The 26090-nt window shown below is 41.5% G+C and carries 26 protein-coding genes; 15 read left to right on the forward strand and 11 right to left on the reverse strand.

What is annotated here, in order from left to right; all coding sequences use genetic code 11:
• Window positions 1-4 precede the first annotated feature (4 nt).
• The gene (locus tag KF820_04185) at window positions 5-769 is read left to right on the forward strand and encodes a class D beta-lactamase (protein ID MBX3457542.1); all 765 of its coding nucleotides are present in this window, start codon (window positions 5-7) and stop codon (window positions 767-769) included.
• Here KF820_04185 and KF820_04190 read toward each other — a convergent pair whose 3' ends face one another.
• Both KF820_04190 and alr read right to left on the reverse strand, forming a co-directional pair.
• Window positions 770-2116, reverse strand: coding sequence for a hypothetical protein (locus KF820_04190; protein ID MBX3457543.1), 1347 nt, complete (start codon window positions 2114-2116; stop codon window positions 770-772). It lies immediately after the preceding gene.
• Window positions 2117-2186: 70 nt separating this feature from the next.
• Complete coding sequence (gene alr / locus KF820_04195; protein MBX3457544.1) at window positions 2187-3356, reverse strand: alanine racemase; 1170 nt, start codon at window positions 3354-3356, stop codon at window positions 2187-2189.
• Window positions 3357-3544: 188 nt separating this feature from the next.
• Between alr and KF820_04200 the strand changes: the two genes are divergently transcribed.
• A complete protein-coding gene (locus tag KF820_04200; GenBank protein MBX3457545.1) occupies window positions 3545-4291 on the forward strand; it encodes a YebC/PmpR family DNA-binding transcriptional regulator in 747 nt (248 codons plus the stop codon).
• Window positions 4291-4788, forward strand: a complete 498-nt coding sequence (ruvC, locus tag KF820_04205) for a crossover junction endodeoxyribonuclease RuvC (GenBank protein MBX3457546.1) — start codon at window positions 4291-4293, stop codon at window positions 4786-4788. Before KF820_04200 ends, ruvC begins: the two co-directional genes overlap by 1 nt.
• Here ruvC and KF820_04210 read toward each other — a convergent pair.
• Entirely contained in the window at window positions 4768-5775 is a 1008-nt protein-coding gene (locus KF820_04210) for a patatin-like phospholipase family protein (protein MBX3457547.1), read from the reverse strand. The genes ruvC and KF820_04210 overlap by 21 nt on opposite strands.
• 146 nt (window positions 5776-5921) lie before the next feature.
• Here KF820_04210 and KF820_04215 point away from each other — a divergent pair, with 146 nt between their 5' ends.
• Window positions 5922-6068, forward strand: coding sequence for a hypothetical protein (locus KF820_04215; protein ID MBX3457548.1), 147 nt, complete (start codon window positions 5922-5924; stop codon window positions 6066-6068).
• Window positions 6069-6112: 44 nt separating this feature from the next.
• Here the strand turns inward: KF820_04215 and KF820_04220 are convergent, their stop codons facing one another.
• The 3 genes from KF820_04220 to KF820_04230 are packed head-to-tail and all read right to left on the reverse strand — an operon-like array spanning window position 6113 to window position 8630.
• Window positions 6113-7396 carry a nucleotide sugar dehydrogenase gene (locus KF820_04220; protein ID MBX3457549.1) on the reverse strand — a complete coding sequence of 428 codons (1284 nt, stop codon included), beginning with the start codon at window positions 7394-7396 and terminating at the stop codon, window positions 6113-6115.
• On the reverse strand, window positions 7393-7884 hold the full coding sequence (locus KF820_04225; GenBank protein ID MBX3457550.1) for a hypothetical protein: 492 nt from the start codon (window positions 7882-7884) through the stop codon (window positions 7393-7395). Before KF820_04225 ends, KF820_04220 begins: the two co-directional genes overlap by 4 nt.
• A complete protein-coding gene (locus KF820_04230; GenBank protein MBX3457551.1) occupies window positions 7884-8630 on the reverse strand; it encodes a hypothetical protein in 747 nt (248 codons plus the stop codon). The genes KF820_04225 and KF820_04230 overlap by 1 nt, the downstream gene beginning before the upstream one ends.
• 108 nt (window positions 8631-8738) lie before the next feature.
• Between KF820_04230 and def the strand changes: the two genes are divergently transcribed.
• The 7 genes from def (at window position 8739) to gyrB (ending at window position 14804) form a co-directional block, all read left to right on the forward strand.
• A complete protein-coding gene (def, locus tag KF820_04235) occupies window positions 8739-9257 on the forward strand; it encodes a peptide deformylase (GenBank protein ID MBX3457552.1) in 519 nt (172 codons plus the stop codon).
• The gene (fmt, locus tag KF820_04240; GenBank protein ID MBX3457553.1) at window positions 9254-10183 is read left to right on the forward strand and encodes a methionyl-tRNA formyltransferase; all 930 of its coding nucleotides are present in this window, start codon (window positions 9254-9256) and stop codon (window positions 10181-10183) included. Before def ends, fmt begins: the two co-directional genes overlap by 4 nt.
• Window positions 10165-10902: a tRNA pseudouridine(38-40) synthase TruA gene (truA, locus tag KF820_04245; protein MBX3457554.1), complete on the forward strand. Its 738-nt coding sequence runs from the start codon at window positions 10165-10167 to the stop codon at window positions 10900-10902. The genes fmt and truA overlap by 19 nt, the downstream gene beginning before the upstream one ends.
• A gap of 76 nt (window positions 10903-10978) precedes the next feature.
• A complete protein-coding gene (locus tag KF820_04250) occupies window positions 10979-11290 on the forward strand; it encodes a hypothetical protein (protein ID MBX3457555.1) in 312 nt (103 codons plus the stop codon).
• 2 nt (window positions 11291-11292) lie between these two features.
• The gene (locus tag KF820_04255) at window positions 11293-11562 is read left to right on the forward strand and encodes a hypothetical protein (protein MBX3457556.1); all 270 of its coding nucleotides are present in this window, start codon (window positions 11293-11295) and stop codon (window positions 11560-11562) included.
• Window positions 11555-12271, forward strand: coding sequence for a flagellar type III secretion system pore protein FliP (fliP, locus tag KF820_04260; GenBank protein ID MBX3457557.1), 717 nt, complete (start codon window positions 11555-11557; stop codon window positions 12269-12271). Before KF820_04255 ends, fliP begins: the two co-directional genes overlap by 8 nt.
• Before the next feature lie 58 nt (window positions 12272-12329).
• Window positions 12330-14804, forward strand: a complete 2475-nt coding sequence (gene gyrB / locus KF820_04265) for a DNA topoisomerase (ATP-hydrolyzing) subunit B (protein ID MBX3457558.1) — start codon at window positions 12330-12332, stop codon at window positions 14802-14804.
• 181 nt (window positions 14805-14985) lie between these two features.
• On the opposite strand, the gene KF820_04270 is transcribed toward gyrB, so the two are convergent.
• Entirely contained in the window at window positions 14986-16443 is a 1458-nt protein-coding gene (locus KF820_04270) for a hypothetical protein (protein ID MBX3457559.1), read from the reverse strand.
• An 80-nt stretch (window positions 16444-16523) separates the two neighbouring features.
• Between KF820_04270 and KF820_04275 the strand changes: the two genes are divergently transcribed.
• A complete protein-coding gene (locus KF820_04275; protein MBX3457560.1) occupies window positions 16524-17627 on the forward strand; it encodes a hypothetical protein in 1104 nt (367 codons plus the stop codon).
• Here the strand turns inward: KF820_04275 and KF820_04280 are convergent.
• The gene (locus KF820_04280; protein MBX3457561.1) at window positions 17608-18498 is read right to left on the reverse strand and encodes an RNA polymerase factor sigma-32; all 891 of its coding nucleotides are present in this window, start codon (window positions 18496-18498) and stop codon (window positions 17608-17610) included. The genes KF820_04275 and KF820_04280 overlap by 20 nt on opposite strands.
• Window positions 18499-18579: 81 nt before the next feature.
• On the opposite strand from KF820_04280, the gene pip reads away from it, so the two are divergent.
• The gene (gene pip / locus KF820_04285) at window positions 18580-19524 is read left to right on the forward strand and encodes a prolyl aminopeptidase (protein MBX3457562.1); all 945 of its coding nucleotides are present in this window, start codon (window positions 18580-18582) and stop codon (window positions 19522-19524) included.
• Here pip and KF820_04290 read toward each other — a convergent pair.
• Window positions 19521-20357: a TIGR00282 family metallophosphoesterase gene (locus tag KF820_04290; protein ID MBX3457563.1), complete on the reverse strand. Its 837-nt coding sequence runs from the start codon at window positions 20355-20357 to the stop codon at window positions 19521-19523. The two genes, pip and KF820_04290, sit on opposite strands and share 4 nt — an antisense overlap.
• 94 nt (window positions 20358-20451) lie before the next feature.
• A complete protein-coding gene (gene acnA / locus KF820_04295; GenBank protein MBX3457564.1) occupies window positions 20452-23136 on the reverse strand; it encodes an aconitate hydratase AcnA in 2685 nt (894 codons plus the stop codon).
• A 142-nt stretch (window positions 23137-23278) separates the two neighbouring features.
• Between acnA and KF820_04300 the strand changes: the two genes are divergently transcribed.
• The gene (locus tag KF820_04300) at window positions 23279-24103 is read left to right on the forward strand and encodes an RMD1 family protein (GenBank protein ID MBX3457565.1); all 825 of its coding nucleotides are present in this window, start codon (window positions 23279-23281) and stop codon (window positions 24101-24103) included.
• Window positions 24094-24864 carry a glycosyltransferase family 2 protein gene (locus tag KF820_04305; protein ID MBX3457566.1) on the forward strand — a complete coding sequence of 257 codons (771 nt, stop codon included), beginning with the start codon at window positions 24094-24096 and terminating at the stop codon, window positions 24862-24864. The genes KF820_04300 and KF820_04305 overlap by 10 nt, the downstream gene beginning before the upstream one ends.
• Here the strand turns inward: KF820_04305 and KF820_04310 are convergent.
• Window positions 24773-26086 (reverse strand): hypothetical protein, encoded by a 1314-nt coding sequence (locus KF820_04310; GenBank protein ID MBX3457567.1) that lies wholly within the window; start codon window positions 26084-26086, stop codon window positions 24773-24775. The two genes, KF820_04305 and KF820_04310, sit on opposite strands and share 92 nt — an antisense overlap.
• Window positions 26087-26090: the final 4 nt, after the last annotated feature.

Consider the following 26090-nt stretch of genomic DNA (forward strand, 5'->3'; position numbering starts at 1 on the left):
ACCAATGAAAATTATCGTTTTATTCCTGACACTTATGACGTCAGCTTGGGCAAATCAGTCTTGCTATCTTGTTGTTGAAAACGGATATGATTTAATTCGCGAAGGGGATTGTACAATCCAACACTCACCCTGCAGCACATTTAAACCTGTTTTGGCCGTGATGGGATTTGATCAAGGAATTCTTATTGATTCCGAAACACCAAAGCTGAATTTTGATCCGAATAAACACGATGGTTGGTTAGAAAATTGGCGTCAACCCCAAACACCAAAGACATGGCTCCAATTCAGCTGTGTCTGGTATTCCCTGTATGTTATTGAGGGATTAAAGCGCAAAACAGTACAAGATTACTTAAAGCAATTTGACTATGGCAATCAATCCCTAATTTGGTCGAAAAAGACACCTTGGATTATGGGAAGCTTAAAACTATCAGCCGAAGAACAAATAAAATTCTTTCAACATCTGAATGCAGGAGAGTTCAATTTAAGCTCTGGCGTTATTGAAAAAGTTCGTGACATTATGTATGTCCAAGATTTGACTGATGGCTGGAAATTATATGGTAAGACCGGGTATGGCAATCAACGCGATGATCAAGGACTTGAATTAGACAAAGGACAAGGCTGGTTTGTTGGCTGGATCGCAAAAGATGATCGCATCATTTATTTTGCCAAATTTATTCAAGATGACGTAAAAACTGAACCCTTTACAAGTTTGCGTGCTAAAGATTACGTCATAAGGACAATCGTTGACACAATTAAATTATCAATCTAACTACGCCATTGGCACAGCATGCAAATCAAAAACTTGCTCTAATAGTTTTAGATTTACCGGCTCACCACGATAACTCTGGTTACCCTGACTGATAATTTCTTCCTTGATTGCCCAAGATTCCCCTAAACGGATAGCGGTCTGGCGAATATTTGAACCACATTTCGGATCCGCATCCCAAACAAATCCGCGATAGACTGAATGATGGATATCGTATTTTTCGTACAAAGCTAGCGGATCCAGTTCTTGACAGCCTTGGTCGATCAGTTGCCGGAGTTCTTCTTTACTGACGTTAATACCGTAAGAGCCATATTTTAATCCCTCAATATAGGACTGAACAGCCCATCTCTCTCCACGTTTTACACCATCCATTAAGTAATCTTTTGCTCTTTCGCCAGGGTAATAACCCTTTGCCAAGGCCTTAAGCTTAGCGCGTTTCAACCAAGGATATCCATGTTCTTGGAGTTGAGCGATCAATTGTTTTGTTCTATTAATAAACTCGGGCGTGTCTTTATGTTGATAATCACTCATTAAATCCAAAAATGTTTGCACCGCCCAGATATTTAACGAATCGACGTGATACAAAAGAAATTCATGGGCTAATTCAGGATTTTCTGGGTCACAAATCCTCCAACCTTTTTTGACTCGGTTATACTGGCGCTCCAATGCCCAAACTTGCCCCTCGCTAACTTTATCATTTAATAGTTGTTGCGCTTTTTGGGGATTGGCCCTGAAAAAATAAGAGCCGTTCAGTAGTCCATTGTGAAGCATATCTGAGGCTACCGGACTTCCTCGAAGAACATGTTCATATAAAAACGCATGGGCTTGTGGATGATTTTTTTCATATCCATAATCACCACGGATAAGTCCAAGAAATTTTAACTTAATTGCTGCTTCATTGTGCAGAGAAACCATAAAGTCCAAAACTGATACCTGGAGAACAGATGAGAATTTACCAAATCTACAGGAATGCGAATCAACAACAGCGCCTTGAGTAATCTCAGCAATTTGATCAAAATGTGTAATGAGGTTATATCGACTTTGGTAATCATCAAAAGCAAATGGCAAAGTATCACATAGATTTTGTCGCTCTTTATATAATTCAGGCGAGGTACCTTTTTGATAAAGGGACCGTTCTACTTCTGCTTTTGTGAAAACATAAAGTTGTCTCAGAACTTGTTGATTTCCAGTTAACTTTAACGCTCTGAGATCCAGTGGTGATAAATAGCTAAAAACCTCTTGATTCACATCAATCGGAAGAATAAACGCCTCATGTTCATCAATATCCATCGCTTGGATTGTCACTATTAATTGTAATAGTGTGACGATAATCGTCAGAAAGTAAACCATTGTCAACCCCATAGTTACTAGGTATCTATTATAGGTTACTTTATTTTATATAAAATTTTAATATTAAATATTACTGTGCCGTGTATACGCGTCTAAATCTGTCACCCATGCGTAATAAGATTTCATAGGGAACGGTACCGGCAGTTTTGGCAATCTCTTCGACAGAAATATCTCGACCGATGAGTTGAGCCCACCCACCAATCTCTAGCTGAGACTCAGGGATGTCGGTGACATCAACAGTCATAACATCCATAGACACACGCCCCAGAATCGGACATTTTTGACCCGCAATAAAAACATGACCCTTATTAGCCATTGCCCAAGGATAACCGTCGGCATAACCAACACCAATAGTTGCGACTTTACGGGCACTAGCTGCCACAAATGTTTGATTATACCCAATACTTTGACCAACAGCGACATCTTGTATTTGGTAGATTCGTCCCCATAATTCCATAGATTGGATTAATGGGTTGGTTTTCGCATTCGTCGGATTAATCCCGTGCAAAGCAATACCCGGACGAACCATGTCATAATGGTATTCCTGGCCTAAAAAGATGACGCCTGATTTTGCAAGGCTTGCCTTCATTTTTGGCATATGACGAATGGCTTGTTCAAAACGTTGCCGTTGCTGTTGGGTAAAAGTCAAGTTCTCATCATGACTATAAACCATTTGGCTTAAAACAAGTTTCAGATCCATACCATCCAAAAGTTGCGGGTTACTGGCTAATGTCATGTATTCTTTACTAGGAAGTCCAGTCCGCGTCATTCCTGTATCAACATGCAAAGCCGCCGGCAAACGACGCCCAGACATATGACAAAAAGCTTGCCAACGGGCAACCTGATCAAGATCTGTTAAAGCCGGAATCAAATGGAAATCCGCATAAACGCCTTCGGATCCCGGGAAAAAACCATTTAAAATATAGATATCAGCATCTAGTCCACGATCAATAAAGGCTTCACGCAGAGCCACCCCTTCATCAGCAAAAGCCACAAAGAAAGATTTACACCCTTCTTTCATCAAGCGTAATGCCATGGGAATTGCACCCATACCATAACCGTCTGCTTTCAGAACAGCTGCACATTCAGCCGTTTGTGTCATTGATTTTAAGTAATTATAATTGTGAGCAACCAGATCCAAATTAACCGTCAAACACGAATATGTTGACGTCGGTAATCCGGCCAGTTGTTCCGGAAGCTTCATTGTTTCAACGATTTGGGCATGCTGTGGCTGCAACATTTTGAGGCTATACCTATCTTTTCTTTTCAACAGTGTAGCGCATTTTTTTGGGAAAAGTCACGCCCTATGTGAGTGGCAATAAAAATAGAGATGGGAACACTATACCTAACACATACAAAACACGGTGTCATAACGTGCCAAAAAATGGTATACTGACCCCAATAGACAATTTTTGATATGTAAGAACAATGGCAGGACATTCACAGTTTAAAAATATTATGCACCGCAAAGGGGCACAAGACGCAAAACGCGCACGTATGTTTGCAAAGATCGCGCGTGAAATTATCGTATCGGCTCGTATGGGGGCTGATCCATCAGCAAACCCCCGCCTGAGGGCCGCCATCGCAGCTGCACGAGCCGCCAACATGCCAAAGGATAACGTAGATCGTGCCATTAAAAAAGCGTTAGGTGGCGAAGATACAGCCAACTACGAAGAAGTCCGTTACGAAGGTTATGGCCCGGCAGGAACTGCTTTGATTGTGGAAACGTTGACCGACAACCGCAATCGCACAGCCCCTGAAATTCGTTCAGCTTTTACAAAAGCCGGTGGAAATATGGGGGAATCAGGCAGCGTTGCCTTTATGTTTGACCGTCTTGGCCTGATCCGCTTACCTAAATCTGTTGGATCTTTTGATGATGTTTTCGAAAAAGCTGTTGAAGCTGGCGCGGAAAACCTAGAGGAAGATGACGACGGCTATGACGTTCTGACCAGCGTTGATGACTTTGCAGCCGTGCGCGATGCTTTGGCTCAAAGTTATACGGACATTGGTGAGTCCAAATTAATCTGGCGCCCCCAAAATACTATTGCTGTTGATGAAGAGGCAGCGCAAAAGATCTTCAAACTGATCGACACGCTTGAAGATAACGATGACGTCCAAAACGTTTATTGTAATTTTGAAGTTTCAGATGAAATTATGGCAAAGTTGGCTGGATAATGGCTCAGGGCAGTGTTCACATATTGGGTCTTGACCCGGGGCTAAGGAACACAGGATGGGGGCTTATTAGCTCCCAAGGCAACCGACTCTCTCATATTGCTCACGGCGTTGTTAAATCTACGGCTGACTTTGCTTTAAGCGATCGACTTACGGAAATTTATCGCGGACTGATAGCCGTTATTGACCAATATAGCCCCCACGAAGCTGCGGTTGAAGAAACGTTTATGAACACCAATGCAGCCTCTGCCTTAAAATTAGGCATGGCGCGCGGTGTTGTTTTATTGGCGCCGGCAACCCAAGGATTGATCGTCGGCGAATATTCCGCCAATAAAGTAAAAAAATCGGTGGTTGGTGTTGGTCACGCAGACAAAACTCAAGTTGCAGCCATGGTCCAACGCCTTTTACCAACTGTGGGAACCGTTAAGGCTGACGCAGCTGATGCCTTAGCTGTTGCCATATGTCATGCCCATCACCGATTAATTAACCAAAAGTTTTGATGCCTTATCTATACTTTCTGGGTTATTTTTGATATATGTCAAAGCAGCAGTTTCAATGGCCTCGACATTAGCCGTGCTATAACCGTCAAGTGGCAAATTAGTTGACAGTTCTCCATCAACACGCACATATTGATCCCTCAACAAAGAATGGGACCAATGATGCGCTGTATTCACCCCTATCTTAATCATCATATCACTGATCGGAGCAGCCCACGCTAAAGCCCCCATATTTTTTGCATGGGCATAATCGATGCCTGTTGGATAAATCCCCGTGCCAATTGAAACAAGGTTCGTTGTTGCAAGGGATTGCAAACCAAAGCGATCAATCACACTTTTCAGAGCTGATGCACTTGGGTTATTGACACCAACTCCGCCATCACACAAAGCATGACCGTTTGAATCAACCGGTGAAAAATAAGTTGGCGCTGCGGTTGAGGCTCTAACGGCATACCAAATCGGAACGTCCTCAACAGGCGTCTCTTTGGCTTTTGCGACATCAAAAATTTTAATGGTTTGAGACGTAATATCAGTACTGTACGCTTGAACCCAATGTTTAACCACACTCGATAACGGTGCCTCCCCAAAATTATCCTTAAGGACTCTTTCAAGTGAATCAGCCTCATATTTTGGCCCAAAAAGTCCATCCCCCTCTTTTATTTCTTCCCATATTGTTTCACGGAAAATTTCCGAACCACGTTGTTTATAAAGGTTCTCTAGTTCTGCAAGCGATTTGCCAATAGCTAATCCAAAAGAAAGGATACTTCCCGTTGATGATCCTGCTAGCATAGTTACATGATCAATCAAAGAGCCGTTTAATTTGTCTTCAATGGCTTGGGCGAGTTTAATACTATATAATCCTCGCATCCCACCGCCATCAAAGGTCATGATATGGGCAGGAGGCTGTGTATATTCTGAAACCATAACGGGTTCTTGATGTTCGACTGAAACAGCCAGAGACCCAGAAAAAATTGAGCGAATCCAATCCATAACATTCTCCGCATAAACGTTATAAAATTATTATATAAGCAAAATTATTAAAATAAAATTACTTAATAAGTCATAAAATATTGACATTATTATAAAACGCCCTAAATTTTATTATGAGTAAAGGGAATAAGATAAAGGAGGATAAAATGAAAAAGATTGTATTTTCATTGGTTTTTGCCAATCTCGTTCTGGTGTTATCCGCTTGCGCGACAACATCGTCTGGCGATCAGAATTCCCATGCCCCCCTCAGTCGCCATGACAGGTTGTGGAATCCACACCTAGAACGGTGGTAAATATATACAATTAAGGGAAAGAACCCAGCTTGAGGCTGGGTTTTTTATAATCGGATTAACGTGTACCCGCGCGCCTGAATCATAGTACGATCAAAACAACTCTTAACATCATAGATAATTGAATTGGGTTTACAGTAAGCCATTGGCAAATCGCCCAATACCGATATGATTGAGGCATGAGCAACCGCAATAATTGCTAAATCAGATGGTTTTAACTGAGCCATTGGTGTTAAGGTAAGGCCATATTCATGCAGTGCTTCGGTTGGATCTGCCTCAGGATCACAAATCTGAATAGTAATACCATAGCTTTGTAACTCAGAGATCACGTCAATCACTTTAGTATTACGAATATCCGGGCAGTTTTCTTTAAAAGTTAAGCCAAAGACTGTCACAACCGACTCTTTTGGGTTTTTACCTGATTTAATCAGTGCTTTGATTGACTCATGGGCGATATGAGCCCCCATCCCATTATTGAGATGGCGACCCGATAAAATCATTTCAGGGTTAAAACCAACTTCTTGAGCTTTATGAGCCAAGTAGTAAGGATCAACACCAATACAGTGCCCGCCCACTAACCCCGGTCGAAATGGTAAGAAGTTCCATTTGGTACCGGCAGCCTCAAGCACATCAACAGTATCGATGCCCAAACGGCCAAAAATCAAAGCAAGTTCATTCATCAAGGCAATATTAATGTCACGTTGTGTATTTTCAATAACCTTGGCCGCCTCAGCAACTTTGATCGTCGCAGCCTTAAAAACTCCCGCTGTGACAACGGAACTATAAACATCAGCAACAATATCTAAAGTTTTCTGATCTGACCCTGAGACAACTTTCATAATTTTAGTAAATGTCCGATCTTTATCGCCCGGATTGATGCGTTCCGGACTATATCCAACCGTAAAGTCTGCTCCAAAAGTTAACCCTGATATCTTTTCTAAAATAGGAATACAAATTTCTTCGGTCGCCCCGGGATAAACAGTCGATTCATAAACAACGATATCGCCCTTCTTCAAAGCGCGCGCAACGGTCTCAGATGCCTTTTCGAGAGGGGTAAAATCCGGTTGATTCACATGATTAACAGGAGTTGGCACAGTGACAATATGAAAATCTGCAGATTTTAAATCTTCAATAGATTTTGTAAAAGTGATATCACTTGCCCTCAAGGCATCTGCATCAACTTCACGCGTACGATCGATACCTTGAGATAATTCCTGAAGACGCAAATCGTTGATATCAAATCCAATGACTCGAGCCTGTTTACCAAAAGCAACAGCCACTGGCAAACCAACATATCCCAGACCTATTACGGATATTTTTCTTGTTGTCATTTATGTACTCGAATAAAGGTTGACGGCGTTAAAATAAAATCCATTGTGTAATCCATATCACACGCAGGAATATTGTCAAGTTTTTGACAATCATATCCAACCCCTATGGCTATGACTTTTTTGGATTTCGCCAGATTAAACAGCGCTTGATCATAGTACCCTATCCCCTGCCCTAAGCGACGCCCTTGCTCATCAAAAGCCAACAAAGGAACCAGAATAATATCGGGCTCGAGATCAAACCCAATCGCATCACTTAACGGATAAACAATATAATGCCCCTGAACAGATAAGTATTCGAGCACAGCTGTTATATTCAACTCTGATCCCTGCGCTTGATAGCCTGCGACAACTTTTGCGGATAAATCGATTTCCTTTGACAATTGAATCCATTGCGTTAACAACCCCGCATCCACATCAAATTGATCAATTATTTTATGATAGTCAATGCGCAAGGACCGGGCTTGTTGGCGAAGATCATCCTTATTCATTATAAACGCCCCTCAGTCTGTCGTTGTGAGTTTGAATAGCCTTTACCAATATTAATATCCGGCATACAGGGTGTCTTAGCATAGATTGCCATAAAATTATTCCGTGTTATCCAGAACACATGATGCGCGTTCTCGTGACTCTGCCCTTCATAAAAATCAGATGAATTTTGTGAATTAATGGCTTCATACCCAGAAGCAGGCAGTCTCTCTCCTGAATCCAACAAGGCTCCTCCGCCATCGTCACCATGACTAATTAAAACAATAGCAACGGGATCGGTTGTAGAGGCAGACAAATCATCCTGATTATGAGTTGATCGGACACGAATCGCCCGTTTTGTTATACGGCACAGTTTTTCTGTGGTCGGATCTGTGACTCCCCCTGTGCGCGTTAAAGCTGAATGAACAGCATAACTAAACCAACGACCAAATCCGTCTTTTGCAACAGATTCAGGTAGCCCTAATTCCTTGTATGGGACATAACCAAAACAAACATCACCTTGATGACACGGGCTTATTTTACCATCAGCCTGACTAGCTGCCCCAGGGAATTTTGAATATTGAAGGACATAGGCTGCCAATGATTGAATAATTTGTTCTTGATGGGTTTGGGTGATCTTTTGCTGAGATACTTTTTGGCTGGATACAGCCATCGGTATTGTAAGACCTAGAATAAGCCCTAAAATGATTAAGACGATTGCAATCTCAATTAAACTAAAAGCAGAAAGGTGTCTTTTTTTTACTATCATCGATCATCTCAAAATTACAAAACGCTTAATAAATAAACATTAAAAGTCAATAGTACACCCCTTGAAATGTTCTGTAAATAAGCTTACTTTACTTGATAGAGGTATCCGATGATTTTAACCGTATTAAAAGAGCCAGATCCACGGCTTCATATCAAAGCAAAACCCATTCAAGCTGTCGATGATTCAATCCGACAACTGATGGATGATATGCTAGAGACAATGTACCAAGAAGATGGGATTGGACTTGCTGCGACCCAGGTCGGAGTTGATAAACGCGTGATTGTTATCGATCTGAATGCCGGATCCGAAGAGGATGAACCTGACGTTCACTTTATGGCCAACCCCGAAGTTTTATGGCAGTCTGAGGAAACATCAACCTGCAAAGAGGGGTGCCTTTCTGTCCCAGAAACTCGCGCTGATGTTACAAGACCGGCACGTGTTAAAGTCCGCTATTTAGATAGGAACAACCAAGTCCACGAATTTGATGCCGATGGGTTGATGGCGACCTGTATTCAGCATGAAATTGACCATTTGGACGGGATTTTGTTCATTGACCATCTATCCAAACTAAAACAAGAACTCATCCGCAACAAACTAAAAAAACTCAAGAAATTTCAGAATCTATGACCAAAGTAATTTTTATGGGCACACCTGAATTCTCAGTAAACGCCCTTCGCTCCCTTGTTGAATCGGGTTATGATGTCGTTGCCGTTTACTCTCAGCCACCACGACCAGCAGGACGCGGGCATAGCATTGTTGCCTCAGCGGTCCACCAATACGCTGACAGTGTTGGCATCCCTGTGTATACACCCAAAAGCCTTCGGTCCGAAGAAGCCCAAACAGCATTTAAAGCACATAATGCAGACATTGCTGTGGTGGCGGCCTATGGTCTGATTTTACCAAAAGCCATTTTGGATACTCCCCGATTAGGATGTATTAATATTCATGCGTCCATTTTACCACGATGGCGTGGTGCTGCCCCTATTCAACGAGCGATTTTAACAGGCGATCAAGAAACAGGCGTGACCATTATGCAAATGGATGAAGGGCTCGATACAGGGGATATGATTTTGTGGGATACAGTGGCAATAACCCCAGAAACAACAGCCAATATTTTACATGATCAACTCTCAACATTAGGAGCTAACTTACTCCTTCAAGCCTTACCTGCTATTCTTGAAGGACAACATACACCTATCCAACAGCCAGAAATAGGGGTAACTTATGCTCACAAACTTAGTAAGTCTGAAAGCCAATTAGACTGGACAAAACCGGCTGATGTCTTAGAAAAACAAATCCGCGCCTTCCATCCTTGGCCAGGAACATTTTTCATTCACAATGGCGTACAGATTAAAGTATCAAGCGCAGAAGTTACCCCTCAATCAGGCTACCCCGGAGAAGTTTTTGATAATCTTATGATCGCTTGCGGTCAAGGGTCGTTAAAAATGACATCGATCCAAAAACCGGGTGGAAAATGGATGTCAGCCGAAGTTTTTTTAAGGGGCTATTCCTTACCTAGCGGGACCAAACTACCATGCCCCGCTACAAATTAACGCTTGAGTATGACGGTCGTCAGTTTCATGGATGGCAATTTCAACCCGACTTGAAAACTGTCCAAGGGTGTTTACAAGATGCTGTTAAAAAATTTTCTGGTCTTGATCGTGTGGTCGAAGGATCGGGACGGACTGATGCTGGGGTTCACGCCATCGGGCAAGTTGCCCACGTTGATTTAGAACGCCCAGACACGCCTTATCGCATTCTCAGGGGCCTGAATTCATTTTTAAATGAATTGGGCGTCGTTGTTGTCAGTGTCGAACAGGTTGACAACACATTTCATGCCCGATTTTCAGCCAAACGCCGTCAATACATTTACAAAATCATTCACCGCAAGGCACCCTTATCATTCCAAGCAGGCCTTGCTTGGCACGTCTATGTCAATCTTGACCGCGAATTGATGCGAGAGGCAGCTCAGCTTTTACTGGGCACCCATGACTTTACATCATTCCGATCGATTCACTGTCAAGCTAACAATCCGTTGCGAACTCTTGATCGTTTCGATATTGACTGGTCTGGAGATGAAATTCACGCGACGATTGAATCTCGTGCATTTCTTCATAATCAGGTACGCATCATGATGGGCACGATGAAGATGATTGGCGAAGGCCGCTGGACAGTTCATGACCTACAGAGCGCGCTTACAGCAAAAGATAGAACCAAGGGCGGCGTTACAGCCCCCGCTGATGGTCTTTATTTCTCAAGAGTTTTCTATTAACACTTTGTCATCCATAGACATTTCTCTCTAAGGCATCTTAAAATAGAATAAAGTAACGCCGGTAAAGGGATTTGTTATGGATTTTCAAACATTCTTAAAAGAATTGCACGTTCTACAGGATCGCTTGGTGAACATGCCTGAATCCGAAGCTTTATCAGAAACATTTGCCAGAGAACAAGAAAACTTGGCAAACCTCCTCGATCATTTACCGAAATTTCCAAAAATAGAGCAAGATAAAGCGCGTGAAGAAATGCGTTTGTTTGCTGACAAATTAAATGAAAAATTGCAAAACCTTAAACAGAAAATGCGTGATCTATCTCAAGATATGTCCATGGTTGAAAACCGAACACGTGGCATGAAAGCCTATAACCAAGGAAAGATTTTCTAAGGATGACGTCTATTGTAATGACCATATTAACGCTAGCCGCCGTTCTTGTTTTGATGATTGGCATTTTATATGCCTTAAAATGGATTATGTCAAAATCACCTGGCCACCTATTTAGACCATCGGATAATCTTAAAATTTTAGACCGTCAGGTTTTGGACAACAAACGAAGTCTGGTTCGATGCCAATTTTCTGGCGTTGAGTATACACTTTTGCTAGGTGAGTCCGATTTGCTTTTGGATAAAAAACCCGCGTCAGGAGAATCCCATGACTAAGATCTTGTTTTGGGGGATGATCCTAACAACGGGTGCTTTTGCTGAAAGCATCACTCTAGACATGGGAAATTCAGGGGGATCCTTTAGTGGTCGCTTGATTCAAATGTTTCTTGTCTTTACTGTTTTAAGCGTTGCCCCCTCAATTATTATTATGGTGACTTCTTTCACACGAATGGTCGTTGTTTTGTCGTTTTTAAGAAATTCCATCGGATTACAACAATCACCCCCCAACATGGTCATCGTCAGCCTTGCTATGTTTTTGACGATGTTTGTTATGGGGCCAACCTTTGAAAAGGCTTATGATAGTGGCGTTGCCCCTCTGATTGCAGAAAAAATAAAAGAAGAGGAAGCCTTAACACGAGTCGTTGAACCTTTTCGTGAATTCATGCTCAAAAATGTCCGTGAACAAGATTTGGGGTTGTTTATGGATCTGGCAAAAATTGATAGGCTTGAAAAGCCCAGTGATACGCCGTTAAAAATCTTAGTCCCAGCCTTTATGATTAGTGAATTAAAACGCGCTTTTGAAATAGGTTTTCTAATCTTCATTCCGTTTCTGATTATTGACTTAGTTGTAGCTGCCGTCCTGATGGCCATGGGGATGATGATGCTCCCCCCTGTTACCATATCCCTGCCCTTTAAGATTATTTTCTTTGTCTTAATCGATGGCTGGCACCTTTTATCCGGAAGCCTTGTGAATAGCTTTAGTTGATTTTTGGCTAGGATTATGGGGACGATTAGGTTACCATGGATTAACTGAAACTCGTATCATTCGACTTACCATGGTAGCAAAAGCAATGACTTCACAAAACGATACAGAAAACCTAGATTTGGCTCCTGAGCAAGAGGCCGAATACTCTGCTGATTCCATTAAGATCCTAAAAGGACTTGATGCGGTTCGCAAGCGTCCTGGGATGTATATTGGGGACACAGATGATGGCACTGGTCTGCATCATATGGTCTATGAAGTCGTTGATAACGCTATTGACGAAGCATTAGCAGGACATTGTGATCGTATTGACGTGATCATCAATCAAGATAATTCTGTAACAGTCCGCGATAACGGTCGCGGCATCCCCGTTGGCATCCACCCGGAAATGGGAATTTCGGCTGCTGAAGTTATTATGACTCAGCTTCACGCCGGGGGTAAATTTGACCAGAATTCATATAAGGTTTCTGGTGGGTTGCACGGTGTGGGTGTATCTGTTGTCAATGCATTGTCCGAAGTTCTTGATCTGACCATTTGCCGTGAAGGTAAGCGCCATACCATGCGGTTTATCCACGGTGTTGCCGAAGCCCCTTTGGCCGTGGTGGGCGACACAGAAACAACAGGAACCGAAGTTCGTTTCCTCCCCTCAAAAGAAACTTTTGCCATTACCGAATTTGATCGCGCCACTATTGAACATCGTCTACGCGAATTGGCTTTTTTGAATTCTGGGGTCAATATAATTTTGCGTGATGAGCGTGAGGCAGATCCATATGAAATACAGCTTCATTACGAAGGGGGTATTCAAGAATTCGTTAAGTATCTAAAGCGCGGTAAGAACTCTTTGCAGAATAAAACAGTTGTTGCAACCGGAACCAAAGATCGGGTTACCGTTGAGCTCGCTTTGGAATGGTCAGACAGCTATCATGAAACCATGTTGTGCTTTACCAACAATATTCCTCAACGTGATGGCGGAACCCACTTAGCCGGATTTCGTGCTGCGTTGACTCGAACAATTTCTAACTACATGGCCAATACCCCCTTGGGTAAAAAAGATAAGACCGCTGTCAGTGGTGAAGACGCTCGTGAAGGCCTTATTTGCGTGCTGTCCATTAAGGTGCCGGATCCAAAATTCTCTTCCCAAACAAAAGATAAACTTGTTTCGTCGGAAGTTCGCCCTGCTGTTGAAAGTATTGTATCCGAAGCTTTGGATCAATGGTTTGAAGAAAACCCGGCTGATGCTAAAAACATTGTTAGTAAAGTTATTGAAGCTGCAGCTGCCCGTGAAGCAGCGCGTCGCGCCCGTGAATTGACCCGCCGAAAAGGAGCACTTGATTTGGCGTCTTTGCCAGGCAAATTGGCTGACTGTCAAGAACGCGATCCATCCAAAAGTGAAATTTTCATCGTGGAGGGTGACTCAGCAGGTGGTTCAGCCAAGCAAGGTCGCAACCGTCATTTCCAAGCAATTCTCCCCTTAAAAGGTAAGATTTTGAACGTTGAACGGGCGCGCTTTGATAAAATGTTAGGTTCAGCCGAAATTGGAACACTGATTACAGCTTTGGGTACAGGGATTGGTAACGAAGAGTTTAATCCAGACAAACTTCGTTATCACAAAATTATTATCATGACCGACGCGGACGTTGACGGAAGTCACATTCGGACATTGTTATTAACATTCTTTTACCGTCAAATGAAAGTTTTGATTGATCGTGGCTATCTGTACATCGCCCAACCACCGCTTTATAAAGTTAAGCGTGGCCAATCAGAAGTCTATTTAAAAGACGAACGTGCCATGGAAAACTACCTGTTAGATGCGTCCTGTGGTGAAGTAAGTTTTATCCCAGCGGACGATACCCCCATTGCAGGCACCGCATTACGCACCTTGTCATCCACAATTATGAAAGCGTATCATAGTGTCATGGGACTCACCCGTCGCGTGAATAAACCCATTCTGATTGAACAAGCTTTGTTTGCCGGATTCTTTGAAAATCCATCCATGGACCTAGAGGCCATCATCACACGCCTTGATAAAGCTTCTGCAGCACTTCAAATTGCAGGGAAACCAGCCTATCGTCAAAAATGGTCTGCTGTTCGTGATGGCAATGACGTAGTCTTTACCCATACAGTTGCCGGTGTTGCAGAAAGCTGGCGTATTGATGAAAGCACCCATCGTGCTCCTGAGATTAAGGCTCTCTTGACGCTTAAAACTGAACTATCTGATTTCTTTGCAACGCCCGGATATGTTGCAATCAAAGATAATAAAGTTCCAGTCACAGGACCGACTGATTTGGGCGAAGCTCTTCTTGAACAAGGCCGCAAGGGGATTTCCATCAGCCGATTTAAGGGGCTTGGTGAGATGAACGCCGAGCAACTCTGGGAAACAACATTGGATCCGGAGGCACGGACATTACTCCAAGTTAAACTAGATCATATGGAAGAAGCAGAAGAAATCTTTTCAACCTTAATGGGGGATGTCGTTGAACCTCGTCGAGACTTCATCCAAACCAATGCGTTGAAAGTTGTAAATTTGGATGCATAAGCTCTTTTTATAGTCGCTTTCTTACAGAGCTATTCCATTTGAACTTGGAAATTCATCACATTATCGCTCGAGTATTCATTGTACACGTTGCTTCTTGTTCCTGATCCAAACTCAACTTGACACCTATAAATTGATGAGACAAACATAAACGAGGTAGATTAACTCTTGCCTCGTTTTTCTTTTAATTCAACTGCAATTGCTTATTCTGCGTAAAGCAAAACTTAAAGTAAAGCCCCGCCGTTATAACAAAACATAAGCAACCTTGGGCAAATAAAGTCAAAAATGATGGTTCCCAATTGATGGTTAGAGAGGCCATTAAGAAACATCCTAAGATCGGAATTAATAAGGGCATCAATGTATCTTTGAGTGATATTATATGAATCTTATAATAATGTAGTATTCTAATTTGCACCCCGACTAGAATCATTGACCATAATGTTGCCATTAAAGGTATTGCCTGTGCATTTAGCACGGGCAAAAGATAAATGGTTGAAAGAATTTGCAAGATAGAACACCCAAAAACAGCATATAAGAGAAATTTAGAGCCTTTGAGAAGATGAATAATTCTTGCTAAATAAATATTAAATCCGGCAACCGTAATAAAAACTGAAAACTGAGAGAGCAACTTGCTTATTTCAGACATCGATTCTGATGAAATGAATTTACTCTTAAACAGAACATGGGGTATCTGCTGTGAAAACACCCCAATAAAACAAGAACTTAAAACTAATAATAATAACGTTAAATTTGCTGATGCTGATAAATAGTAAAAACCTAACTTTCTGTTTTGAAGTTCACTGGTAATTTTTGGAAGGACGGCAGTTGATATACTGAATCCTATTAAATAAATAGGAAAAAATATTAATTTGGAGGCATACCCAAATTCAGAAAGCGCGCCATCCCATAATTGGGCGTAACAAGTTCTGTACCAAAGTTGAACAATTTGCTCAATAACAGCTATGGCTATGATATATCTGCCAAATAAAACTAATGTACCAGAACGATTTCCATCCGAACTTCCTTGACTCTTAAGATTGGGGATAATCGGGATAAGTGTAAAAATCCAACAGCTGATCATACCGATCAAATACGTATAAGCGAGCCATTCAACCGTCAGATTAGTCACAAAAAGTAATATAAAAATAAGGAGGCTATTTAACAATTGCCCCAAAGCAGGATAGAGATATCGGTCTTTGCTGTGGTAATAAGATTGGAAGACGCCAAGAGTTGAGTTTAAAACCATAACAGGTAACATAATGTGAAATAACTGCACAGTTAGTAAAAGTTCTGATCGGCCAAGTTGGGGGTATAAAAGACTAAATAATTGGTTACTAAACAAATACAACAAAGCTGCAAAAATAGAAACGATCACAATTAAATAGCGTGCAAAAATAATTTTCAACTGATTCGCCTTATTTTCACTACTCAACCGAGATTTATGGTAATCAGCCATATACCAAGATTGAATATTCTGCTGATTAAATAAAACAATAAAAAATGAAATAACTGAAAAAGCGGCAATAAAACAATCATAATCAGCGGTAACACCAATATACCGCGCAGCAATAATGTCACGACCAAGCCCGAGAATGCTAACAAGAAGTGAAATAATTGTTATAATAGAAATGTTTTTAAGCACACAGAAACCTTTAAATCTTGACTGATTTTTAGAAAGCAGCCTAGGATTGTAAACAATAAATTCTAGTGAGTTCTCTTGAAATGATACACTATTTATACTTGGCTCTGCCACTTTTTTTCCATACTTTTTTTACGGGCTATCAATCACTTAATAAAATACACGTGACTTTATTTGATATCGTTATCCCTATTTTTGTAGGTTATACGACTATGACACGGTGGAAAATAATAACAGATTATATTAAATCACATAAAAATGAGGCGTTATTCCTGATTTTAGTGTGTATCAGTGCACTAGTAACACTCACAAAATCAGACATTGAGATAAAGAATTTTCTAAAAGATTTTTTTAAACCATGCTTATTTAGTATGGCTCTTTTCTTTTATAAAGATCAGTTTACAAATGTCGAAATTAAAAATTCCCATCTCTGCTCTTTGATTATTGCCTCAATTCTATTACTTTATGTACGTTATGATTCTGGCACCCCTTGGGGGCATCTCTATATAACACCTCTTACAAGTTATGCTTTTTATCTATGGCTCATCGTTTCGTATGATCGAGAAAAAAATATACTGCTTTATGCCCTGACAACAAGCCTTTTTCTGTTGGAACTCATTATACTAAAACGGTCAGAACTCTTATTTTTTTCACTTCTGACCAGCTTAATAATGGCCTTAGATCACTATAAAGTTACCCTAAAGAAAACTATATTATCTTGTCTGATCGTATTGTTAACTACGTTGCCATTTTTTGGTTATCTATATTCAACTCTTTATAAATCCATACATGTTAGGTTAAATCTTTGGTATCTGGCTCTTAAAACAGGGATAAATGGTTTTCCTTTGGGTATAGGCTTAGGTCAATACCAAGCACAAAGCATCACACCAAAATGGACTGAAGATTTGTATATTCCTAACTATGATACATTTCAATATCCACATAATCAGTTTTTATATTGGTTTGCAGAAAGTGGCGTAATTGGCTTGCTATTAGGAATAGCTTTTATTTATATAATATCAAGCCATTTAAAGTATTTAGCACCCTATTGGAAGTTTGGGGTTTTTACCATTTTAGTTCTAGCATCATCAACTCATGATATTATTAGTTTTAGAATCTTACCGATATTTTTAGCGTTAATTTTTATTTTGTCCAAAGATCAAAAACCTACCAAAGAACTTCCTTAACATCATGGATATTTTTGGCTAAATGATGTTTCATCTTCCGCAAAGCACGAGCTTCCAACTGACGGACACGTTCTTTACTGATATTCATCATGTCGCCAATTTGCTCGAGAGTCAAAGGGTTATCACTCAAATGGCGACACTGGATAATTTGACGCTCACGAATAGGTAACTGACGCAACGATGATTCAAGCCAATGACGTCGGACAGAACGATCGTATTCCTCTAAAGCCTCGGTTTCCGGGCTTGGATTTTGATCAACTAATGTATCAACCCAATCCTCATTACTTTCATCTCCCAACGGCGAACTTAAGGATAAATCATGTCCTGACAAACGATTTTCCATATTCTCCACATCACGAATCGAAACATGAAGGATATCCGCGATCTTAGCCTTGTCTTCAGGCTCTAAGATATCCGTTGTTACCGAAGCGAGTTGCGAGCGCAATCGACGTAAGTTAAAGAATAACTGTTTTTGAGCTGAGGTCGATCCTGTGCGCACAATAGACCAGTTTCGTAGAATATAATCTTGAATAAATGAGCGAATCCACCACTTGGCATAGGTTGAAAATCGAATATCCCGTTCCGGCTCAAACCGTTCAGCCGCCTGCATGAGGCCAACATTCCCCTCTTGAATAAGGTCGGAAATAGGTAATCCATAGTGGCGAAACTTAACAGCAGATGATATGACTAAACGCGAATAAGCGCGGGTTAATTCATGCAGGGCACGCTCATTGCCATCATCACGCCAAGCATGAGCCAATTCTTGCTCTTTTTCTCGTGTCAGAACAGGCTGATTCATAACTTCACGAACATAAGCGAGATCAGCACGCTGGGTGTCATCATCGCCATAAACTTGCATTTTACCTGACATATCATCATCCTGATTACTTTGCCACGACTTAATGATATAGTTATTCGAGTAAAGATTTAATTAACGAGACCATAAATAATGATTCGCGATACCCTGTACCCTGAGATATTACCGCATCAATTCGGATATTTGGCGGTTGATAATCTCCATCAAATTTACTGGGAAGAATGTGGCAACCCACAAGGAGTACCCATTGTCTTTATCCATGGAGGGCCCGGAGCTGGTTCGAGCCCAGCATCTCGCCGCTTTTTTGATCCAGACTATTATCGGATCATTGTCCTTGATCAACGCGGATCTGGACGCTCTCTCCCTTTAGGTGAGATTCGTAACAACACAACACCCCTGTTAATCCAAGATATGGAAAGCCTGAGAGAGCACTTAGGCATTACTCAATGGCATGTATTTGGCGGTTCTTGGGGATCAACATTGGCCATTGCTTATGCAGAACATCACGCTGATCGTTGTCTTAGTATGATTTTGCGCGGAATATTTTTATGCCGTCGTTCTGAAATTGATTGGTTCTTATATGGCATGCGAACAATTTTCCCAGAGCAATGGTATGAATTTAACACATTCCTTCCCCCAGATGAACGTCATGATCTGCTTACCTCCTATCATGCCCGTTTGATGAATCCGGATCCTGATATTCACATGCCTGCTGCTTTTGCTTGGAGTAAGTACGAAGGAGCTTGCGCAACGTTACTGCCTAGTCAGGCGACTGTTAATTCTTTCTTAGATCCTGTTGTTGCCTTAGGTCTTGCCCGCATGGAAGCTCATTATTTCTCAAACGACATCTTTCTGCCTGATAATTATTTGATGGATAATATTGGTAAAATCCAACATATCCCAACAACTATTGTCCAAGGACGCTATGATGTTGTCTGCCCGATCGTCACAGCCCATGAAGTCATCCAGAAATGGCCAGAGGCAAAATACGTTGTTGTTCCTGATGCAGGTCACTCAGCTTATGATCCAACACTTTGTCGTGAGTTAGTCAAAGCGTGCGAACATCATAAAGGTGTTTAAGAGACTTGAGAGAGTGGCAGAACTTGCGGAACTGCCTCAATCAAACGTGCGCCTAAACGAACAGGTTCGATGTGGATAGCCCGTCCTGTTGCATCATCTGTTTGAACAAAAACACCGCATAGCGTCCCATCACCAAGAGCTGGACTCATCTTTTCTGTTGGTGTTTTACGTGTAAATTTATGCAAGGGAGATGCTTTATCCATTCCAATCACAGAATTATAATCACCGCACATACCGGCATCTGTCTGATATGCTGTTCCTTTTGGTAAAATTTGAGCATCGGCTGTTGGAATATGAGAGTGCGTTCCAACAACCAAAGAGGCACGGCCATCACAAAAATGCCCCATTGCCATTTTTTCAGATGTGGCTTCTGCGTGCATATCAACGATAACAGCTTGGACGGCACTGCCCAAAGGATGATTATGCAAAACTTTATCAACAGCAGCAAATGGATCATCAAGTGTTTCCATGAATAAACGCCCCATGGCGTTCATGACCAGAATTTTACGCCCTTTGCGATCTTGATAAACGTGAAAACCACGACCAGGTGCCCCTTCGGGATAATTGATCGGGCGGAGCAACCGAGGCTCACCCCCAATATAAGACATAATATCGCGCTGATCCCAAATGTGATTACCGGTGGTAATAACATCAACCCCAGCTGCAAAAAACTCCTGACAAATCCCCTTGTTAATCCCAAAGCCATGAGCTGCGTTTTCCCCATTAACAATAACAAAATCAAGGCTTAGCTCAGCCTTTAAATAAGGGAGTTTTTTCAACAAAATTTCGCGTCCGGAACGGCCGACGACATCACCACAAAATAATATATTCATCACCATAGAATGGGGTGAAATGATATTAGATTCAAGTAGAAAGTATAAAAGCCCCCATGTTTTGGGGGCTCTATATTTAAAATAGGGTTATGGTCTAAGCCGCCTGTGCTAAATAACGCAACACATAGGGCAAAATTCCACCATTGTCAAAATAATCAACTTCATCTTGTGTATCGACGCGACAAAGGACGTCGGTACTGATCGTCGTACCATCCGTTTTTGTAAATGTACAGGTTAAGGTCATTCCAGGTGTAATACCATTGTTTAAACCAGAAATAGAGACAGTCTCAAACCCTGTTAGACCAAGAGTTTTCCGCGTTGTGCCTTCTTTAAATTGTAGAGGCAGCACACCCATTCCAACAAGATTGGACCGATGAATACGCTCAAAGCTTTCGGCCACAACGGCTTTGACGCCTAATAAACGCGTTCCTTTGGCTGCCCAATCGCGAGACGACCCTGTACCATATTCTTTACCAGCAACAACAACCAATGGTGTTCCGTGTTTTTGGAACTGCATAGATGCCTCATAAATAGAGGTAACTTCAGCACCTTCCGCCATACGTGTATATCCACCGGTTTTTTCTGGAACCATTTCATTAGCCAAACGAATATTAGCAAAAGTCCCCCGCATCATGACTTCATGATTTCCACGACGAGACCCATAGGAATTGAAATCTTCTGTTTGTACAGCATGACTTACAAGATAAGCACCAGCAGGTCCGTCTTTTTTAATACTACCTGCCGGAGAAATATGGTCCGTTGTCACACTATCCCCAAGCAAGGCTAAGAATTTAGCACCAGAAATATCAGTGATTTTACGTTTGACGTCTTTGATGCTATCAAAATAAGGGGGGTTTTTAACATACGTACTTGAATCATCCCAATTAAAGGTTTGAGAAGCTTTTGTCTCAATCTTCTGCCAATGTTCATCCCCTTTAAAGACGTTTGAGTAACGTTGACGGAACATTTCCGGTGTCATAGATTGCTCAAGAATATCATTGATTTCAGCCTGAGTTGGCCAAATATCAGACAGGTAAACCGGTTTACCATCTTTTGACGTCCCAAGAGGTTCAGTGGTAATATCAATTTTCATTGACCCCGCAAAAGCATACGCTACGACCAAGGGTGGCGACGCCAAATAATTGAGTTTAACATGAGGGTTAATACGACCTTCAAAATTACGATTACCTGACAAAACACCAGCCACACTTAAATCACCTGACTCAACAGCCTTTGCCAACTCTGGATTAAGCGGACCAGAGTTACCAATACATGTTGTACATCCATAACCAACGAGATGGAATCCAACAGCTTCGAGATCACGCATCAACCCGGCTTTTTCAAGATAATCTGTTACAACCTGTGATCCCGGCGCTAATGATGTCTTAACCCATGGTTTTGGTGTCAGCCCCAACGCATGGGCTTTACGAGCAACAAGACCTGCAGCAAGCATCACAGATGGATTAGATGTATTTGTACAACTGGTAATGGCTGCAATAACCACGTCACCGTTATTCAAATCATAATTTTTTCCCTCAACTTTAACACCTGCGCTATTTTCTTTATTTTCAGCTTTTAATGTACTGAGGCAAGAAGCTTTAGCATCGCTGAGTAAAACTTTATCTTGTGGACGTTTTGGCCCGGCAAGCGTCGGCAACACTAATGCTAAATCTAATTCAACATATTCATCATAAACAGGGTCTGCGGATGATTGATCGCGCCATAAACCTTGGGCCTTAGCATAAGTCTCAACCAACGCAATGCGATCAGCATCACGACCTGTGAATTCAAGATAACGCAGCGTTTCTTGGTCAATTGGGAAAAATCCACATGTTGCTCCATACTCTGGAGCCATATTTGCAATGGTTGCGCGGTCAGCCAAACTCAGATTATCTAAGCCATTTCCATAAAATTCGACAAATTTACCAACAACACCCTTAGCACGCAAAATATTAGTTACCGTCAAAACCAAGTCTGTAGCCGTTACTCCTTCAAGCAATTTACCTGTTAATTTAAAACCAACAACCTTTGGCAATAACATACTCAGAGGCTGGCCTAACATCGCTGCTTCGGCTTCAATACCACCAACACCCCAGCCTAAGACAGCAAGACCGTTCACCATCGTTGTGTGGCTGTCAGTGCCAACAAGTGTATCAGGGTAAGCACATAATTCACCTTTTGAGTTTTCAGAAACCCACACAGCTTGGGCTAGATATTCTAAATTGACCTGATGGCAAATCCCTGTTCCAGGAGGAACAACTCTGAAATTTTTAAAGGCAGTTTGTCCCCATTTCAAGAATTTATAGCGTTCAGCATTACGTTCATACTCTAGATCAACGTTTTTCTCGAAAGCCCCCGATTCAGCATAGTAATCAACCATAACAGAGTGATCAATGACTAAATCAACAGGCACCAAAGGGTTGATTTTTTCCGGATCACCGCCTAATGCCTTCATCGCATCCCGCATGGCAGCCAAATCAACAACTGCTGGAACCCCAGTAAAATCTTGCATTAAGACACGCGCAGGAGAGAATGCTAACTCATTTAACTGCTTACCTTTTCCAGGAAGTTTCGCAGCAGCATAAACATCATTGATCGTGACACTTTTTCCATTTTCATGCCGCAGCAAATTTTCAATTAAAACTTTGATAGTATAGGGTAGCTTTGAAATCTCACCAACCCCAGCATCCTCTGCCTTTGGCAAGCTATAATAGTTATAGGTTTTGCCCGCAATTTCTAAGGTTGATTTTGTATTAAGCGTGTCTAAGCACTTGGTCATAATGATCCCTCCGAAAAAACATATAAAGCACAGTTATTTATAAGATAGAGTTTTTATAAAATTAACTCAAGTGAGACGAACTTTGATTGGTTTACTTTTTTGAAAATTCGCTTTTTTTACGGCTATATGTTAGGATGTTCTCATGACTGAATTAAATAATATAAGACGTTTGTGCGCCTCTTATTGCTTGGCGGACAGCTATCACATAGATGAACTTGCTCGCATTTTTCGGGCTCAAGGCTTAAATCCTCGATTTTACGATGATGTCATTCACATTGAACATACCTTACCAGATTATATCGGACATGCTTTCTTTTTCGCCTATGGTTGTGCTGTTTTCTGGGGATTAAACCACTCTCAAATTCAAGGCCTTCTTGATTTAGCTAAAACAGCGACCAACAAACTTGTTCAAAACATGGTACAAGATGAATGTTTTTACGAATACGCTCAAGAATCAACGATTGTGGAAGAAGAAGATCTCATTCTTCTTGACGGCGATGATCCTGTCTTGAAACTTTCTCTCTCTTATGGACTATCTCAATCTGTTAAGCTTGCCGTTTTTGAGGATAGAATCGCCTTAGCCATTCAAAAAAGTAAACACCTGCCGGAAGAACTTGCCATCAAAGGAAAAACGAGTTTGTCACGCCAACAACTTTCCCGCAAAGTCGGCGCCCTTTTTGCTGAGCGACACTCTATTAACTTACACAGCGACTTGTTGGATACCCCTGAATTTTTCTGGCGTCGCCCGAGCTATGAGACCTATTATCACATGGCATCGAGTTATCTGGACATCACAACCCGAACAAACATCTTAAATCAACGCCTGTCAATCCTGCATGAACTTTATGAAATTCTGTCAGATGAACTAAAGCACCTGCACTCATCACGTCTAGAATGGATTATTATTTTATTGATCGTTTCTGAGGTTGTCTTAACCTTATTAAAGGATGTTCTGAAATGGCTTTAATTTCTGGGGTATCCGTTGTTATTCCTTTTTATAATGAACAAGGAAATATCACCCCCCTTATCGAAGAAGTTGTCTACGCTCTAAAAACTATCGAGCACTGGCAAGTTATTTTAGTCAATGATGGCAGCACCGACCAAACAGCCCAAGAAATAGAAAATTCATGCCGGTTATACCCAAACTGTAGTCCTGTCCACCATGTAAAAAACGAAGGACAAAGTTCTGCCTTATATACAGGCATTCAGCAGGCAGATTTTGACTGGATAATCACGCTTGACGGCGATGGTCAAAATAACCCCGGCGATATCCCTGATTTGATTACAGCATTGGGCAACCATAATCACCACGTTGTCTTTGGTAATCGAATAAAAAGAAAAGATTCTTTGATAAAAAAAATATCATCCCGATTAGCCAATTATATTCGTATTCTTGTTCTGGATGATCGTTGTCTTGATACTGGATGTTCCTTAAAACTATTTCCTAAATCAATATTTCTATCCTTACCACGCTTTAACCACCTACACAGATTTTTACCGGCCTTATTTCAATTTGCAGGCTATACTATTATCAATGTACCTGTAAGCCACCGCCCGAGAATCCGGGGCCGGTCAAAATACGGTTTCTGGGGACGACTATGGGTTGGTATTTTTGATTTGATTGGCGTTTATTGGCTTAAGTCACGCTATTTAAAGCCCGCGTTGATTCAGGAACCACAACCAGTAAGTAATGACCAGCTTTCCGCTCGAAAACAGCAATTGCGTTAGGGTATAAATCAAGCTGTTCTGTGAAAATAATAAATTGCCCCGCCGTCTGTGGGACACGATTATAGTCCTCTTCTGACATGACATTAATTGTTGGTTGACGTAGTAGAAATCCCAGTTCTCCTCGATATCGATGGGTAACGACGGTCACCGGCTTTGTTGAATCTACAAAATGAGCCACATGGTGAAAAGGATAACGCTGTTGAATTAAATACTCACTGAGAATTAAGATCCCACAATAGATTGCCATACTAATCAGAAAGACTCGTTGTCGATATTGCAATTGCAAACGGTCAGAAATGATGATCATCGCCATCGGGAGCATGGGCAACAGATAGTGAATCTGCTTACAACTAATGAATTGAAAAATCAAAAAAGTTGTCGTTATTGCCTTTAAAATCGTTTTATGACTCTCAGAAAAAGGATGCTTCTGCCACAATTTTGGGATCGCAACCCAAGGAAGTAGGATGACAGGAAACATTACAAGATAAAACCACCATCCCCGCTGATGATGGAACGAATTCACCATGCGCCCCGCCGTTTGCTTCCACAATATAGCCTCACGGTATCCTTCATCGCCATAAACTAAGGCTAAACCTAGCCATAAAAGCGGGACAACCACTCCCCCTAAAAACCCAAAAATCATTGGTCGTTTAAGAAAAAACGCTAGGGGAATCAGGTAAATAAAAAGAACAGGCCCCTTTGTTAATAAACCACAAGTCACAGCAAAACTCAGGAAAAGAATTCGATTCTTAACAAGCGCATACCAACCGAGAGAAACCCATAGCATCATCAAAGTATCAAACATATAAAATTGCGACCAAGCAAAGACAAATCCCGTTGCAAGGAACATAAGCTGAGCCTGACGATCAGCTATAGATCGAATAATAATCGATGCCAGTACAGTGGAGAAAATCGGTATAAGTCGAGCAACAAATTCACTAACGCCGAATACGGCCCACAACAGATTCGTAATCCATAATAACATCGGTGGCTTATGATGATACGGTACGCCATTAAGATGGGGGATGAGGTAATTCCCTGAACTATACATTTCAAAGGCCGATGAAAGATATCGACCTTCGTCCACATGAATGGACTGACGGAAAATCTGAATCCCCAAAGAAATAAGGATAAATAGAAAGACCTCAACATTACCCATAATAAATTGACGTAGATGAATAACCCGAGGTGACACCATGAATTCAGCTCTAAACGAAGACATATAT

This window comes from Candidatus Paracaedibacteraceae bacterium, assembly GCA_019636055.1.
Taxonomy (GTDB): Bacteria; Pseudomonadota; Alphaproteobacteria; order Paracaedibacterales; family Paracaedibacteraceae; genus Paracaedibacter.

Coding starts and splice junctions, on each gene's coding strand:
- KF820_04255 (MBX3457556.1), top strand. CDS start 11,293: ATGACGTCTATTGTAATGACCATATTAACGCTAGCCGCCGTTCTTGTT.
- KF820_04190 (MBX3457543.1), bottom strand. CDS start 2,116: ATGGTTTACTTTCTGACGATTATCGTCACACTATTACAATTAATAGTG.
- KF820_04230 (MBX3457551.1), bottom strand. CDS start 8,630: ATGATAGTAAAAAAAAGACACCTTTCTGCTTTTAGTTTAATTGAGATT.
- KF820_04275 (MBX3457560.1), top strand. CDS start 16,524: ATGATACACTATTTATACTTGGCTCTGCCACTTTTTTTCCATACTTTT.
- KF820_04310 (MBX3457567.1), bottom strand. CDS start 26,086: ATGTCTTCGTTTAGAGCTGAATTCATGGTGTCACCTCGGGTTATTCAT.
- KF820_04300 (MBX3457565.1), top strand. CDS start 23,279: ATGACTGAATTAAATAATATAAGACGTTTGTGCGCCTCTTATTGCTTG.
- fliP (MBX3457557.1), top strand. CDS start 11,555: ATGACTAAGATCTTGTTTTGGGGGATGATCCTAACAACGGGTGCTTTT.
- acnA (MBX3457564.1), bottom strand. CDS start 23,136: ATGACCAAGTGCTTAGACACGCTTAATACAAAATCAACCTTAGAAATT.
- KF820_04250 (MBX3457555.1), top strand. CDS start 10,979: ATGGATTTTCAAACATTCTTAAAAGAATTGCACGTTCTACAGGATCGC.
- truA (MBX3457554.1), top strand. CDS start 10,165: ATGCCCCGCTACAAATTAACGCTTGAGTATGACGGTCGTCAGTTTCAT.
- KF820_04210 (MBX3457547.1), bottom strand. CDS start 5,775: ATGGATTGGATTCGCTCAATTTTTTCTGGGTCTCTGGCTGTTTCAGTC.
- KF820_04305 (MBX3457566.1), top strand. CDS start 24,094: ATGGCTTTAATTTCTGGGGTATCCGTTGTTATTCCTTTTTATAATGAA.
- KF820_04200 (MBX3457545.1), top strand. CDS start 3,545: ATGGCAGGACATTCACAGTTTAAAAATATTATGCACCGCAAAGGGGCA.
- KF820_04280 (MBX3457561.1), bottom strand. CDS start 18,498: ATGTCAGGTAAAATGCAAGTTTATGGCGATGATGACACCCAGCGTGCT.
- alr (MBX3457544.1), bottom strand. CDS start 3,356: ATGTTGCAGCCACAGCATGCCCAAATCGTTGAAACAATGAAGCTTCCG.
- ruvC (MBX3457546.1), top strand. CDS start 4,291: ATGGCTCAGGGCAGTGTTCACATATTGGGTCTTGACCCGGGGCTAAGG.
- KF820_04290 (MBX3457563.1), bottom strand. CDS start 20,357: ATGAATATATTATTTTGTGGTGATGTCGTCGGCCGTTCCGGACGCGAA.
- KF820_04225 (MBX3457550.1), bottom strand. CDS start 7,884: ATGAATAAGGATGATCTTCGCCAACAAGCCCGGTCCTTGCGCATTGAC.
- KF820_04220 (MBX3457549.1), bottom strand. CDS start 7,396: ATGACAACAAGAAAAATATCCGTAATAGGTCTGGGATATGTTGGTTTG.
- KF820_04185 (MBX3457542.1), top strand. CDS start 5: ATGAAAATTATCGTTTTATTCCTGACACTTATGACGTCAGCTTGGGCA.
- fmt (MBX3457553.1), top strand. CDS start 9,254: ATGACCAAAGTAATTTTTATGGGCACACCTGAATTCTCAGTAAACGCC.
- KF820_04215 (MBX3457548.1), top strand. CDS start 5,922: ATGAAAAAGATTGTATTTTCATTGGTTTTTGCCAATCTCGTTCTGGTG.
- def (MBX3457552.1), top strand. CDS start 8,739: ATGATTTTAACCGTATTAAAAGAGCCAGATCCACGGCTTCATATCAAA.